This is a genomic window from Grimontia sp. SpTr1 (assembly GCF_947387585.1).
Lineage (GTDB): Bacteria > Pseudomonadota > Gammaproteobacteria > Enterobacterales > Vibrionaceae > Enterovibrio > Enterovibrio indicus.
Window position 1 is genome coordinate 295973 of the sequence record NZ_CANDOD010000001.1, and the last position, 15621, is coordinate 311593.

Annotated in this window: 13 protein-coding genes; 4 read left to right on the forward strand and 9 right to left on the reverse strand. The window is 48.4% G+C overall.

Features of this window, described 5'->3' with window-relative positions; all coding sequences use genetic code 11:
• The first annotated feature begins 197 nt into the window (after window positions 1–197).
• Window positions 198–1556, forward strand: a complete 1359-nt coding sequence (locus QL223_RS01470) for a DUF4397 domain-containing protein (RefSeq protein WP_281543635.1) — start codon at window positions 198–200, stop codon at window positions 1554–1556.
• A gap of 41 nt (window positions 1557–1597) precedes the next feature.
• Here the strand turns inward: QL223_RS01470 and QL223_RS01475 are convergent, their stop codons facing one another.
• The 7 genes from QL223_RS01475 to QL223_RS01505 all read right to left on the reverse strand — a co-directional run bounded on the left by QL223_RS01475 (window position 1598) and on the right by QL223_RS01505 (window position 10226).
• Window positions 1598–2878 carry a cytosine deaminase gene (locus tag QL223_RS01475; protein WP_281543636.1) on the reverse strand — a complete coding sequence of 427 codons (1281 nt, stop codon included), beginning with the start codon at window positions 2876–2878 and terminating at the stop codon, window positions 1598–1600.
• 18 nt (window positions 2879–2896) lie between these two features.
• Entirely contained in the window at window positions 2897–4135 is a 1239-nt protein-coding gene (gene codB, locus QL223_RS01480; RefSeq protein ID WP_039850058.1) for a cytosine permease, read from the reverse strand.
• A gap of 435 nt (window positions 4136–4570) precedes the next feature.
• A complete protein-coding gene (locus tag QL223_RS01485; RefSeq protein WP_281543637.1) occupies window positions 4571–5101 on the reverse strand; it encodes a DUF4136 domain-containing protein in 531 nt (176 codons plus the stop codon).
• 348 nt (window positions 5102–5449) lie between these two features.
• Complete coding sequence (locus QL223_RS01490; RefSeq protein WP_281543638.1) at window positions 5450–6109, reverse strand: hypothetical protein; 660 nt, start codon at window positions 6107–6109, stop codon at window positions 5450–5452.
• A gap of 200 nt (window positions 6110–6309) precedes the next feature.
• Entirely contained in the window at window positions 6310–7059 is a 750-nt protein-coding gene (locus QL223_RS01495; protein WP_002541135.1) for a response regulator, read from the reverse strand.
• On the reverse strand, window positions 7047–8066 hold the full coding sequence (locus QL223_RS01500; RefSeq protein ID WP_002541136.1) for a histidine kinase: 1020 nt from the start codon (window positions 8064–8066) through the stop codon (window positions 7047–7049). Before QL223_RS01500 ends, QL223_RS01495 begins: the two co-directional genes overlap by 13 nt.
• Window positions 8067–8417: 351 nt before the next feature.
• Window positions 8418–10226 (reverse strand): GGDEF domain-containing protein, encoded by a 1809-nt coding sequence (locus QL223_RS01505; RefSeq protein ID WP_281543639.1) that lies wholly within the window; start codon window positions 10224–10226, stop codon window positions 8418–8420.
• Window positions 10227–10483: 257 nt separating this feature from the next.
• On the opposite strand from QL223_RS01505, the gene QL223_RS01510 reads away from it, so the two are divergent.
• A complete protein-coding gene (locus QL223_RS01510) occupies window positions 10484–12076 on the forward strand; it encodes an ABC-F family ATPase (RefSeq protein ID WP_281543640.1) in 1593 nt (530 codons plus the stop codon).
• A gap of 68 nt (window positions 12077–12144) precedes the next feature.
• On the opposite strand, the gene QL223_RS01515 is transcribed toward QL223_RS01510, so the two are convergent.
• Both QL223_RS01515 and QL223_RS01520 read right to left on the reverse strand, forming a co-directional pair.
• Window positions 12145–13941 (reverse strand): M3 family oligoendopeptidase, encoded by a 1797-nt coding sequence (locus QL223_RS01515; protein WP_281543641.1) that lies wholly within the window; start codon window positions 13939–13941, stop codon window positions 12145–12147.
• A 122-nt stretch (window positions 13942–14063) separates the two neighbouring features.
• Window positions 14064–14243 carry a DUF2986 domain-containing protein gene (locus QL223_RS01520; RefSeq protein WP_281543642.1) on the reverse strand — a complete coding sequence of 60 codons (180 nt, stop codon included), beginning with the start codon at window positions 14241–14243 and terminating at the stop codon, window positions 14064–14066.
• Window positions 14244–14592: 349 nt separating this feature from the next.
• Between QL223_RS01520 and QL223_RS01525 the strand changes: the two genes are divergently transcribed.
• Window positions 14593–15114 carry a DUF3332 domain-containing protein gene (locus QL223_RS01525; protein ID WP_281543643.1) on the forward strand — a complete coding sequence of 174 codons (522 nt, stop codon included), beginning with the start codon at window positions 14593–14595 and terminating at the stop codon, window positions 15112–15114.
• Window positions 15115–15244: 130 nt separating this feature from the next.
• Window positions 15245–15595: an SMR family transporter gene (locus tag QL223_RS01530; protein WP_281543644.1), complete on the forward strand. Its 351-nt coding sequence runs from the start codon at window positions 15245–15247 to the stop codon at window positions 15593–15595.
• Window positions 15596–15621 lie beyond the last annotated feature (26 nt).

Sequence of the window (15621 nt, forward strand, 5' to 3'; positions counted from 1 at the left end):
TATCAAGGATGCTGCTAAGTTATTTATAAATTACAGTGAGTTGAATGATGAGCGTGCCGAGCCATTTGGATCACTTCCAATAATACCTTGTCTTTACGTTGATATTTCTCATCTTAAATCTTCAGATTTGACCTTTTGATCCTAACCTCGCGTCATTGTGTAACACAGTCACTCGTTGAAAGAAGAGGAGTGACGAGATGAAACAATGGCTAATGATTTTGTATGTGATTATGGGCTTTTCACTTTATGGCTGTGGGGGAAGTAGTGGAGGCGGAGGTTCGCATACGCAGGCCTCGCTCAGGGTTATCCACGCGGGAGCGGATGCGCCAAAAGTCAATATAACGGCGAACCAATCTGCCTTGGTGGAAGGGTTGGATTATGGAGAGAGCAGCGGTTTTGCGAAGGTCGCTTCACAGAACTACGAGGTAAAGGTAAACGCCTTGTTGCCTGACCAAAGTACACTGACGGTTATTACGGAAGATTACGATCTGAAAGCTGAACGCAATTATTCTGCGATTGCGATAGGCAGTGTCGCCGACAATTCTCTGGAAGTGCTGGTGGTGGAGAATGCGGATTCTGCGGTTGCTAGTGGCTATGTCAGAGTGCAGGCGGTTCATGGTTCGCCAGCTGTACCCACTGTCGATGTGTACGTGACTTCGCCAGATGAGGACATTGCATCGGCTTCACCAGCTTTGACACTGAGCTACCGACAATTCAGCGATCCACTCTCAGTTCTCGCGGGGGATTACCGAATCCGCATTGCGCCTGAGGGGACAAAAACGGTGGTTTATGACAGTGGCAGCCTGCCATTGGCATCCGGTTCTGATTTGTTGGTCACCGCAGCACCAAACGTTTACGGCGGGAATACCACGTCGCCAGTCGTGTTGGTCGCAGCGTCCGGTACAGGAGCATCTGTGATTTTTGACCAGACGACAGGTGCAGATCTTCGTGCGGTTCATGCTGTATCAGACGCGCCAGCGGTCAACGTACTCTTAAATGACAGCACAACCCCTGCTGTGGCTGACCTGACTTATTTGAACGAATCTCCTTTCTTGCAGGTTCCTGCAGGTACGCAGGATGTAACGGTGAACGTACCGTCATTAAGTGCGGATGTGCTGAAAGATATCCCTGTCTCCCTCGAGCAAGGTAAATTCTATAACGCCATTGTTTTGGGCTCGGTAGAGGCTTCCGACTCGTTTGATATCGAGCTGCTTCCCTTTGAGGAAGATCGCCGAAAAGTTGCAACAGAAGCGAAGATCTCACTGGTTCACGGCTCGGTTTCTGCGGGAACTGTGGATGTTTACATTACGCCGACCGCGGATATTTCCAGCGCCAGCCCTACCATCAGCAATTTCGTCTACAAACAGACGATAACAGGTGTCGGTTTAATGCCGGGCGAAGCGGTGGTTTCCATCACACCTGCTGGTTCGAAAACCGTCGCAATTGGTCCCCTGACAGTGAACTTCGAAGGCGGAAAACTCTATGGTGCCATTGCACAGGACGCAGTCAATGGCGGCGCGCCATTGGGTATAAACGGGTTTGATGAGCTGAACTGATTCAGTGGATAATAAAGCCCCGCGCTTGCGGGGCTTTATTATTAACGCTTAAAGGTGACGGCTTCGGTCTCTTCAAGGTGTAATGAGGTGGTAGCAGGTTGGGTTTCTGCAATCACTTTACCTGCACGGATAGAGTAGCGAACAGGCACCTGACGACGCAGGGCATCAAAGTCGTTTTCAGCAGGCAGGATCAGCAGGTTGCCCGGTTTGCCAACTTCCACACCGTAGTTGTCTTGGATGTTCAGGGTTTTTGCCGAGTGATGGCTGATCAAATCCAGCGATTGGTTCAGTTGGTCGTAACCCATGATTTGGCAAACATGCAGTCCCATGTGCAGCACTTGCAACATGTTGGCGGTGCCCAGTGGATACCAAGGATCGAACACGTCGTCGTGGCCAAAACAAACGTTAATGTCTGATGCCAGCATTTCTTTGACACGGGTAATACCACGGCGCTTTGGATAGTCATCAAAACGGCCTTGCAGGTGAATATTCACCAGTGGGTTCGCAACAAAGCTGATGCCAGACATACGTAGCAAACGGAATAGGCGAGACGCGTAAGCACCATTGTAAGAGTGCATTGCCGTCGTGTGACTCGCTGTCACTTTGTGGCCCATTTCATATTTGTGTGCCAGTGTCGCTACGGTTTCGACAAAGCGTGATTGTTCGTCGTCAATTTCGTCGCAGTGCACGTCAATCAGGCGGTCATATTTACGCGCCAGTTCAAAGGCGTAGTGCAGGGATTCAACACCGTATTCACGGGTGAACTCGAAGTGTGGAATGGCACCCACAACGTCTGCACCCATCTTTACTGCTTCTTCTAGTAACTCTTTACCGTTTGGGTAGGAGAGAATGCCCTCTTGCGGGAACGCCACGATTTGAATATCAACCCAAGGCTTCATTTCTTCACGCACTTCAATCATGGCTTTCAATGCGGTCAGGGTAGGGTCTGACACATCAACGTGGGTGCGGACGTGTTGAATACCGTTAGCGATTTGCCACTTCAGGGTTTGTTTTGCACGTGCTTTCACATCTTCGATAGACAGCATGGCTTTGCGCTCAGCCCAGCGCTCGATACCTTCAAACAAGGTGCCTGAAATATTCCAGCTTGGCTCACCAGCGGTTTGCGTGGTGTCCAGGTGGATATGAGGCTCACAGAAAGGTGGCAATGCCATACCGCCTTCTGCGTCAATTACGGTTGCATCTGTTTTCAGCTCAGCGCTGTTGTCTTCAATGGCGCGAATAACGCCGTCTTCAATCAGGATTTGCGAAGGCGTTTCCTGACCGCGAATAACAACATTTTTAATCAGTAGAGATGCTGACATTGAGGTTTCCTCTTTGGCTCACACGCGAGCAGATTCGGTTTTTTTATTGTTGTTTAGCATATCCAGTACAAGATAGCTGATTGCACCGCCTAATACGGCGTTCAAAGGCACGATACCTGGGAGTAGGTGACCAGCCGCAATACCCGCGGCCACACCACCAATTGCTGCCCAGTTCACGGTCTTAAACTCGGCGTTGGCAAAATCTTTGTAACGCGCACGGTGCTTGATGAAATCGGCGATGATGATACCACCAATCGGCGGAATCGCTGCTGAAAGGAAGGTCAGCCAACCAACAAAGTTGTTGTAGAGCCACAGTGCGCATAGGGTACCAATGATACCGTTGGCAACGGACAGGTATTTACTTGGCAGCCCGGTAATATTGGAGAAACCAAGGCCGGATGCATAAAGCGCGTTGTCGTTGGTTGTCCAGATGTTCAAGCCAAGCACAATGATGGCTGGAAGGAGCAGCCCTTGCATCATCATCACTTCTGAAATATCTGACTGACCTGTTGCTGCCGCGCCAGCTGCACCAAAGATAAACATCAGGCTGTTGCCGATGAAGAACGCCACCATGGTTACGACGACAGCGCCTTTTGCACTCTTACCAAATCGCACGAAATCTGCGGTCAGTGTTCCCGCCGAAATGAATGAACCAACCACCAGAACCAGCGCGGTTGAGAATGACATAGGATTTTCAGGAGAGATGAGTTGGAGCTTTTCAATACCACCCAGGCTATCGATAGCTTCGATGACTGAGTATCCGCCGAGAAGGGCAATAGCAGGAACAGCGATGGCGGAGAGAATCATAAGCGCAGAGATGCCGAAATAAACGGTGGCGGTCATGGCTAGACCGGCGACTGCAATCAGAATGTTGGTGTCGATACCTGTCGCTTTCTGGACTGGCAGAGCAAACATGGCAACGCCAACACCAAACCAACCAACTTGTGTACCACCAAGAATGAGAGAAGGAAGCCAGGAACCTTTGGTTCCGAAAGAGAATCGAGCAAGAAGGTGAGTTGAAAGACCAGAAGAGGCGCCGATGTAACCAAGAAAGGAAGTGTAAATACCGAGGAGAAGATTACCGATGAGAACAGCGAGGAGAAAATCATTGAATGAAAGGCCGGTGCCTAACGTTCCTCCTGTCCACATGCTCGCTGAAAAGAAGGTTAATCCCAGCATGACCATCGTCAGGGATAAGATGCCCTTTCGAGCTGACTGTGGGACTGGTCCCAGGCTGTAGTTGTTGTCCGCCGCCATTTTACACCTCAATAACAAAGAGAAACGCGCCCGATATGATTCTATCGGTTAAACGGCGCGGTATTCTATCGGCGAAATGTGTGATGTCAATCGAATGACCGCTACTTTTGAGGGTTATTTTGAGTGACCCATTTTAACTATCTGAATTTAATGGCCTGTTTTTATGTCTGGTAGATTTGATGGGTGAGTTAAGTCGCATTTGTAATCGGTTGCCTTTTACTCAAGCATTTATAAATGCGGTGTTAAATGCAGATTCTACGGGAAAGTCATTTACTGAGATGAATTCCTAAAATAAAAGGCTGACATTTGAGTGTTGGAGGTCAACACTCTGCTGCTCGATGCATTGAGCAGCAGGAAAGATGACATTAGCTGTTTAAAATAGGATGGATAGCAGGTTAATGTCCGAAAGTGGCATAAAAGTGAGTGTTAACTTGCTTACTTTTCACCATTTGAAGGAGGGAAGTTTGCAAACATGTCTTTCACCTGCTCATTGATGAACTCATTCTTACTTGAAGGGGTCATGCTATCCGTCAGTTTGCGGTTTGATACGGCACGCCAAATGACCTGATTGCTCTGATTGTCCACCATTTCTACGACCAGTTGACCGTAATCTCGCTCTTCAATGCGAATTGGGGTTTCATATCGTGCACCAAATCGGCGTGAACCGTAACCGAAGCTGATTGAAGGACCATGTGCAATGGCTTCGGTTTTTGGCTGAACGAAATAGCGAAGCGTCACGTTGGGAGAAGTGTTGGTTTCTTTAATGCCTTTGGCGGCCATTTCCCGCTCCAATGCGCGCTCAATACGGCTGTCGTCCAGTGATACGGGAGAGGTTGAAGGCTTGACGGCGATATCGTAGGTCTGAATATCTTGATAAGCGAACTGCTGGTCAAAGTCAGTGTAAACACTTTTGGCACAGCCGCTTAGGAACAGCACCATGGCAACAGAAAATAAACGTATGGACATGACTTCGCCTCATCGTGGAATAGTGGAGATAATGCTATATACCCAAATAACTTGAAGATGCTCGAATTCAGAGGCCATCAATGCGTTCAATTCGAGGCAAATTTCTCGAGGAATAGTGGTTCTATTTCCGTGGAATTTAACGAAGAAGTGGGCGCATTGAGGGCCTCCCTTCGGGCGAGTTGACTGACGTCGTGCTCTTTGTTGTTCCTTTTTGATGGAGGTGACTACACCTGCAAAGGAACGCCGCGATCACAACGCCAGTCAAACTCGCTGAATCCTGCATCTTCAAGTTGTTTGGGTATAGACATCATTGATGGGCAGAAAGTTGCGTAAGCAAGATGTGCTTGGTTAGTTTGTCACCAATTCCAGCGCTTGTTGGGTATAAGGATGGGTAGGTGCAAGGCGCTGCATTTCATTTGCCCATTGGGTCGCTGTGCTTGTTTCTTCCATATCAATAGCGGCTTTTACCGCTTCAATGTGTATCCAAGCACGTGGCCCGAAAGGGTAGTAACCGAGTTCTTCAGACGCCATCATGGTTTTCAGCATTTCAAAACCACGATCTCGTTGTTCGAAAGATTCAGGCAGACTAATGAAGGTGATGGCAGCAAGCGACTGTATGTAAAGCCCTTCATTGAGCCCGTAATAAGGTTTGTTAAACGACTCGTCCGATAGTCTTTTGAGTGATTTATTTAACGAGTCGACACCAATTTCTGAATACTTCTGGCGGTTCCAAGGTAGCCACGCATCACGTCCTTTCATCGACATAGTACTGCCGTAATAGGCGGTCAACAGGGCATCTTCGGGATACTGAATAAGCAGGTTTTCGACGGCGCTCAGTACGTGATCCCCTGCGCTACGGTCTCCCGTGCTGGCATCTACAAAGGCGTCTTGAAGCGTCTTTTGCATCGGGCCGGCGTTAACTTGCTTAAACCACAAAACGGAAACGACAACGAATCCGACAATAGCTAACAGCGCTATGCGACTCAGCCAATTGTCCTTGATGTACATTGTCCTTCTCCTTGAGTGTTTCCTTGTCTTTTCACGATGCCAAGCTACATCAGGTTAGAGAAAAGAAAAGTGCGATGAGACCAAATGCATTTTTCGCCGATAAACCGCATTTGGATGATTTGAACCGAAAACGAGGTAATAGACACCCAAACACTCTGAAGATGCTGAATGCGAGCGTCTTCAGAGTGTTTGGGTATCGGTTACATTTGCTTGAACAAAGCGTGCGCATTTCGGCTCACGGGAAGTTGGCTCTGATTGGAAGCTACTTCAACCACCATTTTGCCGGTCATGTCCTTAAATACACGATTTATCGCGGACACTTTCACGATGACAGAGCGGTGAATTTGCCAGAAGGTTTCTTCACACAGCATCTGGGAAAGGTTGCGGAGCGGGGTGCGGATGATGTATTCAGCGTCGTTAGTCACGACGGTGACGTATTTGTCTTCTGCCCGAAAGTACTCGACATCATCAACATGAATAAGGTGGATATCTTCACCTTTTGCCGCTTTTAACCAAGTGAGTGGTTGTTCTGCTTTCTCCTTTGTTTGAGAAAGTATTTGGGTCAGCTCGTCAGCATTTAGAGTGGGTTTGGTGCGCGTTTTCAAGCGAGAGCAGGTCTTGGTTAGGCGTTTCTCATCGATGGGCTTGATAAGGTAATCAATGGCACCTTGCTCAAAGGCCTCGATGGCATAGTGATCATATGCCGTGACGAAAACGATGCGAGGTGGCTTTTTCATATCGCTAATAAGGTTCGCCACTTCCAGTCCATCCAGTCCCGGCATTCTGATATCAAGAAATACCACGTCGGGTTGAAGTTTCTTGATGAGGTCTAGTGCCTCAATACCGTCTTTCGCGCTAGCTACAACGTCAATCTCAGAAGATACCGCCCCGAGAAGCCGACTTAAGTGATGACGGAGAATCGGCTCGTCGTCCGCAATTATTGCTCGCATTGAAATGAAATCCTTGTCGTGAATCCCCCTCCATGATGGGGAATGAGTTTCAGTCTGCCTTTTTCACCATAGAGGGTTGAAAGGCGTTCCTTCACGTTCTTCATGCTTACACCATTGCCTTTAGATCCATCATTAAAGCCAATGCCGTTATCGGAAATTTCCACGGTAAGCATGTCGTCTTCTTTCAAGAAATTGATTTGGATGTATCCCCCTTTCACTGAAGGCTCTATGCCATGCACCACGGCGTTCTCGACAGCAGGTTGAATCAGGAATGGAGGGATGCGGAGTTGCTTGGAGATCGAGGGGTCGACTTTGATTTCAAACCCCATGCGATCACACAAGCGGATCTGTTGAATAGAGAGGTAGCTGTCCAGCAACTTAAGTTCGTCATTCAGGGAGACAGTGTCTTTGCGCTGCTGTTTCAAACTTGCCCTGAGTAAGTCCGTGATTTTCTCGAGCAGTAATTTTGCTTTGGGCGCATCAATGTCAATTAACACCTGGATGTTAGCCAGCGTATTAAAAAGAAAATGCGGTTCCATCTGCCCCTGGAGGCTTTTCAGTTGGCTGTTTATCAGGGCTTTTTCTTGCTCTGCTTGCCGGAGTTGCGAATCTTTGAGGTCATTTTCTGCTTCTCTTGCTCTGTCACGCATGATGAAAAAGCAGGCTGTAAAGATCGCGACAGAAACCGTGAATATTAGCGTGGGAAGAAGTACTTCTGTCCGCCAGAAACCACGGTACTGATAAATCCACAACTGCATATTCATGGTGCCAATGATCGAGCCTACGCTAACGGCAATAGCCGTTCGCTTGGGGTTAGACCATTTGGGGAAGTTTCTCGCCAGAAATACGTGCAGAAAATTGAGAGTGACACCATAGCCGAGCGAAATGGCTAGGTGGTAGTAAAAAGCCCCGCCGAAAAGAAATCCTGTAATGTATGCAATTACAGAACAAATTCCGATGACGACGAGAACGCGCGTGCGCTCTAGGTATGCGATTGTAGGGTTCATTGTGCTCTATCTTTTCTAACAAATGCGATGTTAGTTATTATTGTTTTACCGTGAAATACCTATCTGTCCTTATATTGGTGAAGATGCTCGAGAATTTTGATTCTCGAATCATTGTTATGGGTAGAGATGTTCAAGTTGTTGGGCTAAAAAAGAGGCGCAGCATAATTCATGCGCGCCTTTCGATAAGGTATTTCGGATGCACAGTAGCTTTTCCGTAAAATAATTAAGGAAAAACAACCAACCCGCTCACACTAACCCATTTTGTGAAGACTGTTAGGCCAATGCGATGAAAGCACCGATATGAAGATGATCGGTGTTATTTGGGAGTGAAGGGAAGGTGAACGGTGAGGGCTAGCTGGCGCTCGAAGAACCTGATTCCGGATGAATGGCAATAATGTCCGAGCGGGTGCCGTTTCCACCTTGCCTCTCCGCATCTATTCTCATCATTTCGCTGGTATTGAACATGTGCTGTGGGTTTATACGCTCACCGCTGGCTTCGAGAGATGACAAGCCGATGCTAAGGGTGACAGCACCTGTTTTGGACAGGACGAAAGGCAGATTTTTAACCTTCAGTTGATCATGTAGCTTTTGACAGACTATGTGCGAGTTTTCTCGAGTCGTATGAGGAAGAATGATGGCGAATTTTTCGTCCACCAAATGGGCAAGCACGTCGGATGAACGCTGGCAGGTTTCCGAGATCACTTTGCTGATGTCTGTCAGTACATTATTCGCGGCTTCTTCTCCTTGGGCTGATTTGTATTCCTCAAATTTATCGACGGAAATCATCAGCAAGCTTAGAGGGGTTTTGTAGCGACTGGCTCTGCGAAGCTCTTTGTCGAGCATGTCGTTGAAGTGACGGAAATTGCTCAATCCTGTCAGTTCATCAATTGGATTCACTTCTTCCAGTTGGTGCGTGACATCGTCCAATGCCTCCTGATTCAAATCCAGTGCGTGTGTCAGCTCTACATTCTCATCACTGATCTGGTGAATAGTTTCACTTTGTCTTTTGGTCAGTAAAGAGAAGGCAAGCACCAGTGAGGCTAAACCAAAGATAATCACCAAAGTGGTCAAGGCTTCGGTTTTGTATTCCTGCCAGATCGGCGGTTGGTAGTTAATGAAGCGGGTGCCCTCGGGTAGGTCATCACGAGATACTTTGTGCTTCTCCATGGATTCAAGGTCAAAAAACAATGAGGCAGGCGCTGACATGGCGGAAGGTAGGGGAGTTGCAACATCCCTTGAAAGCACTTCGAGCGCCAGTTGAGCTGCGGCTTTACCCTGGCTGTAGCCTGTGACTATCTGACCGCCTATCGCGCCGTGACCGATATGGGAATGCCAATAGGTATAGACAGGGAACGGAGCGATAGACGAAAGGAGTCTTGCCGTTTCCGCTGGGCTGTATTCGGAGCCATCGGATTTAGGCAGGGTATTACTCAAAAGGAAAATCAGTGAGTGTGCTGGGAACTGGCTTAACTCGGCATCCAACGCTTCTATAGACTTATCGACGATAATTTCAGTATCAAGGATATCGACGTAGGCTGGAAGCACGCTTTCCCTCACGATGTCGACAACACGTTTGTTATGGCCTTCTTTTGTGGTTCCCACAAACACAATAGAACGGGCGTCAGTGTGCTGGGACAAGGCGAGGTCCACGGCATTTTTATAATCACTGTACTCGGAAATGCCGGTTGTATTGATAGCCGTACTTAACCCGTCGATCGGGTAATCTTTCAGAGCGGTATAGAGGATGGGTTGTTTAGGGAACAGCTCCTTTTGATGGAGAAGCGCAAAATCTAATGCGGCATTGTCAGAAGTGATGACCAAGTCGGTGGCATCGGCAACTTGTTTGATTGCCAACAGCTCGGCGACTTTTTCACTGACGGTTTCCCCTTGATATCTCAGTGTGTCGAGATAGACCACGGAAAGATCGATCTCTGTCCCCGTTGCATCGAAAGTGTCGCGAATGCCACTTTCGATTTCGTCACTCCAACCATAACCGCGGTGAAAGGCGTTGATATACAGCACCTGTTTAGCACCAGCGTCTGCGGAGGCATTGGAAGAAGCAACAGCAACCAACAAAGTGGAGAGAAAAGCCCCCAAAACCACACCAAGCACGGGCAGGGCATTTAAGCGGAAGAATGTCGAGATGATCTTTGTATCCATAGCGCTCTCAAAAGTGTTCAAGACTGTCAATGGTTGTATTTAATTTGAGACAGAGTAATCCACTAAGTGTAGTTACTAATTCTCTGAATTTGGGGCCTTGCAGGCCGAATGTGGGAGCTTGGGACTTGGCGCAAACTTTTGTTGTTAAACCGGGCTGTGAATGACAGAAATGTGACTTGTTTCGCTGTTTGCTTGAAGTACTGGAGCGAACTCTGTACCCTTGCGGCGTTTTCCATTCTCAGTTCAGGATTATTGCCTTGCTTAGTACAGCTAATATCACCCAGCAATTCGGCGCCAAGCCACTTTTCGAAAACATTTCCGTAAAGTTCGGTGAAGGTAACCGTTACGGCCTTATCGGGGCGAACGGCTGTGGTAAATCTACGTTCATGAAGATCCTGAGCCGTGAATTGGAACCAACCAGCGGTAATGTAAGCGTTGATCCTAATGAGCGTGTTGCCAAGCTGAACCAGGATCAGTTTGCCTACGAGAACTTCACAGTTATCGACACGGTTATCATGGGCCACAAAGAGCTCTGGGCTGTGAAACAAGAACGTGACCGTATCTATTCTCTGCCAGAAATGAGCGAAGAAGACGGCATGCGTGTGGCTGATCTGGAAGTGGAATTCGCTGAGATGGACGGCTACATGGCAGAGTCCAAAGCGGGTGAATTGCTGCTGGCGGTAGGTATTCCTGTTGAGCAACATTACGGCCTAATGAGTGCGGTAGCACCGGGCTGGAAACTGCGTGTGCTTCTGGCGCAGGTACTGTTTGCAGACCCAGACATCATGCTGCTTGACGAACCAACGAACAACCTGGACATCGACACCATTCGTTGGCTGGAAGACACGCTGAACGAGCGTAACTGCACCATGATCATCATCTCGCACGACCGTCACTTCCTGAACTCAGTGTGTACTCACATGGCTGACCTGGACTACGGTGAATTGCGCGTTTATCCAGGTAACTACGACGAATATATGACGGCAGCGACACAAGCGCGTGAGCGTCTGCTGGCAGACAATGCGAAGAAGAAAGCACAGATTGCTGAGCTGCAAACCTTCGTTGCGCGTTTCTCTGCAAACGCCTCTAAAGCAAAACAAGCGACTTCACGTGCGAAGCAAATCGACAAGATCCAGCTGAGTGAAGTGAAGGCATCAAGCCGTCAGAACCCATTCATTCGTTTTGAGCAGTCAAAAGAGCTGTTCCGTAACGCACTGGAAGTCGAGAACCTGAGCCAAGGTTTTGAAGCTGATTTGTTCGCGAACTTCGGCGGCATTTTTGAAGTGGGTGAGCGCGTTGCGATCATTGGTGAGAATGGCGTGGGTAAAACCACTCTTCTGAATACGCTGGCAGGTGTGCTAGAGCCACGTACCGGTGAATACAAGTGGTCTGAGAATTCAAACATCGGTTACTACGCGCAGGATCACGCTCATGACTTTGAGCAAGACGTGAACCTGATGGAGTGGATGAGCCAGTGGCAGCAAGAAGGTGATGACGAGCAAACCGTTCGTGGCTTCCTTGGCCGTATGCTGTTCTCTCAAGATGACATCAAGAAGTCTGTCAAAGTGCTGTCTGGTGGTGAGCAGGGCCGTATGTTGCTTGGCAAGATCATGATGCACAAGCCAAACATGCTGCTGATGGACGAACCGACCAACCACATGGACATGGAATCTATCGAATCGCTGAACACAGCTTTGGAACAATTCAAAGGTACATTGTTCTTCGTATCGCATGACCGTGTATTCGTTGACTCACTGGCAACCCGCATTATCGAAATCCGTGATGGCAAGATCACTGACTTCAAAGGCACTTACGCTGAGTTCCTGAAATCACGTGGTATTGAAGGTTAATTTCGCCTTCAACCACGCAAACAAAAACACCCGCCTCGGCGGGTGTTTTTGTTTCTGCTGATAGTTCGTTAAAGCTTTTTAACCAGGGCTTCAAACGCTTCGATACGCTTTTCAGCAATCTGGATGCTTTGCTGCCAGAATTCCGGCTTCGTTAAATCCACACCCAGGTGGGCTTTTGCCACGTCTTCTGCGCTCATTCTGCCCGTGTCTCTTAGCAGGGCTTTGTAATCACCGTAGAAAGCAGCACCTTTCTCTGCGCGTCTTGCGTACACACCTGTACTGAACAGATAACCGAACAGATACGGATAGTTGTAGAAACTGATTTCTGCGATGCTGAAATGCAGCTTAGTCGCCCAGAACAGATCGTTAGGCTGAGACATAGCGTCGCCGTACCATTCATTCCAGGTATCTGCCATCAGCGAGCGAAGCTGTACTGGTGAGCATTCGCCTTGTTGTCGTTGCTCATAGAAGGCTTTTTCAAACCCGTAACGGACCGGAATATTGAGCATGAGCGCTACGGCGGTTTGGGCTTCTTCCCACAGCATCAATAGCTTGTCGTGGTCGCTTTCTGCCTGTTCGAGCAACGCATCACGCACCACGTTTTCTGCAAAAATGGAGGCGGTTTCTGCCAGTGTCATTGGGTATTCGGTTTCGACAAATGGCATGTCGCGCATCACCCAGTTGTGGAATGCGTGCCCCAGTTCATGCGCAAGCGTCAATACATCAGACATGCTGCCGCCAAAACTCATAAACACCAGTGGGGTGCGGGTTTTGGCAATCTTAGTGCAGTAGGCACCCATGCTCTTGTTAGATTGAGGTGCTGCATCAATCAGGTTTTGTTTAACCATCATGTCAACAAATTCCGCCATTTCAGGGTCGACACTGTCGAATGCTTTGCGGATGATCGCAATCGCGTCATCAAAAGAATAGTTTGCTGGCTTGGATGCACCGAATGATGGCATTGCTGCCATTTCATCCCAAGGTTTTAGCTGCTCTGTGCCGAACACTTTTGCCATCGCTTTTGCTGCGCGACGGGAAAGGTCCTGGCTGGCTTTGGTGACATCCAGCATGGCGTCCAGTGTAGGTTGCTCTATACGGGCTTCTTCAAGCGCAGGGGCGAGGAAATGCAGTGGCTTGGTGTGGCTGCGTTTCTCGTACTCAGTGAGTCGATTGCCTGCGAGGGCATTCAGGATAGCCGCAAAGGTCACTTCCTGTTTTCCCATCGCTTCGCGAATGGCATGCCAGGCTGGCTCGCGTCGATATGTATCTCCGCCGTAAAGCAGGCTTGCTGCCTGTGACAACCCCATCTCTTCTTCGCTGCCATCTGGGAATTTCAGGCTGACTTTCAGTGTACCTGTGATGTCGTCGTAGAGGCGACCCCAAGCGTTTTTCCCGTCGACCTGCATGGCTGAAAGCAATTGCTCCTCGGGAACGGAAAGACGGAAAGCTTGCTGCGCGCGCAGTCGGGAAAGACGAAACGCATGGCGCTGATAGCTACCTGTGGCATCGGAGCCCGCCAATACATCCTCAAAGAACGCATCGTCGCAGGAGGATAGCTTGTCTTCAAATGGGCTGAACGCTTGATTGAGGCTGGAATCCATCACTTCGGTTTTCACCACGACAGCCTTGGCTTCTGCATTAGTGGCATCCACGGTTGAGAGGCATCCCGAATAGCTTGAGACAGATTGAAGCAGGGTAGAGGCTTCATCCAACAAAGTCAGCGCACGCTGACAGTTTTCAATGGTATCCGGTGAGAGGTTCTTCAGTGCTGCAATGTTATCGCTGCAGCGCGCGAGATCGTTTTGTATCGCAGTGTCTTGAAGGCTTTGGTAGACGAACGAAAAGTCCCAACTTGGTGCTGACATGCCTTTCTCCTTTTCATTTTGGCGCGATCACTCTATCGCAATATTCTATGTCATGAACAGGAGAGGGCAGGGATCAGGTTGCATTCCATTGCATGGGGGAAGAAAAACGCGCGTGGTATCACTTACTCAGAGGTTTGTGCTTGCTCTTGATTCTCGGTTGACTCAGTTTGCACTTCCTCTGCTGCCAGCTTTTCACGCTCTGCTTTGGAAATGTAACGCGGCTTATTGCTTTTGTTCAGCTTGGCTTTTTGTTTCTTATCTTTCTTTTTCAGCGTTTGGATGACTTTCTTTTTACGGTTCATGATGGTATCTCAGAGATCGAAGGTGGAGGATTGTATAAGAAAGCATGAGGGCTTGCACTTGACTTGAAGGCTGTGAGGGGAATTTCCTGGTTAAAATATAAGCAAACGAACAGGTCTGGATTTCCTTTTGTTAATATTTGTCGTGTGAATGAGTGAAATTCACTCCGTTAATGAAAACAGACGGATACGTTCAGTCATTAACGATGAATTAACCGCGCTGACATTGCCCTTACAAACGTCTGTAAATCACTTGTTGCCGGACAAGTGAAGGTGTTCATTTTCGCCTCTTTTCTTCGTAAAAATACACTGTATACTTCGCCGACTTTTTAAACTCACAGTGTGTAAAACGATGAAAAAATTTGCAATCAAAGCTGTTGCGGCAGCAGTTCTGACAGTGTCTCTGACAGGTTGTATCGGTCAAATGGCAACATCAGGTGCAGTGATGAAACTGAACCTGTCTGCAGTAGACAACCGCTATGCTCGTGCAGGTCTGTACGTACTGATGAGCCCAGTTTACGGCGTAGCGGCAGCAGCTGACCTGTTCATCTTCAACTCAATCGAGTTCTGGACTGGCACCAACCCAATCTCTGGCAAATCACCAGCGGTTGCTGATACGCCAATGAGCGCTGTTATCAAGATCAACCAGAAGCTGGACAAAGATCTGACGACCGCGCCAATCAAGATTTCTGCTGCTGACGTTAAGCAGATCAACGACAAGTCTCTGGAAATGTCTGTTGCATACGCTGATGGCTCGACTCAGATTCTGCGTGGCGAGAAAGAAGGCGAGATGGTGAACTTCTTCTTGAACGATGAATTCATCACTGCAGTTTCTGTAGAAGAGCTTAACGAATACGCTGCAAACCGCGTATAATCGTTTTGCGGATAATATCCAGCTGACTGGTTCAGTTGGGTATAACAAGCCCTGCATATGGCAGGGCTTCGTTATTTCTGGGGCAGGATGCCAACACGTTTAACTGCACCTAGAGGATGTTTGAGTCATTATGCTGAAACTCATCACTACTTTGCCGCCACTTGTCACTTTGTCGGTTGCTATTCTTTTTGAAATTGTCGCAACGTCGATGATGCCAAAAACCCAGTCTTTCACCCAGCCAGTAACGACAACATCAGTACTGCTGTGTTATTCAATCTCATTTTACTTGCTTTCTATCACAGTGAAGTCGATGCCGCTGGGTATCGCTTACGCTATTTGGAGCGCGGCAGGCATTTTGTTGGTGTCTCTGGTGGCTTGGATGTTCTATGGGCAGCAACTGGATTTGGCTGCAATATTGGGAATGTCACTCATCGTTGCAGGTGTGGTTATCATCAACCTGTTTTCGACCGTGATGCACTGAATCAACGTCGAGAAACCAAATGTGAG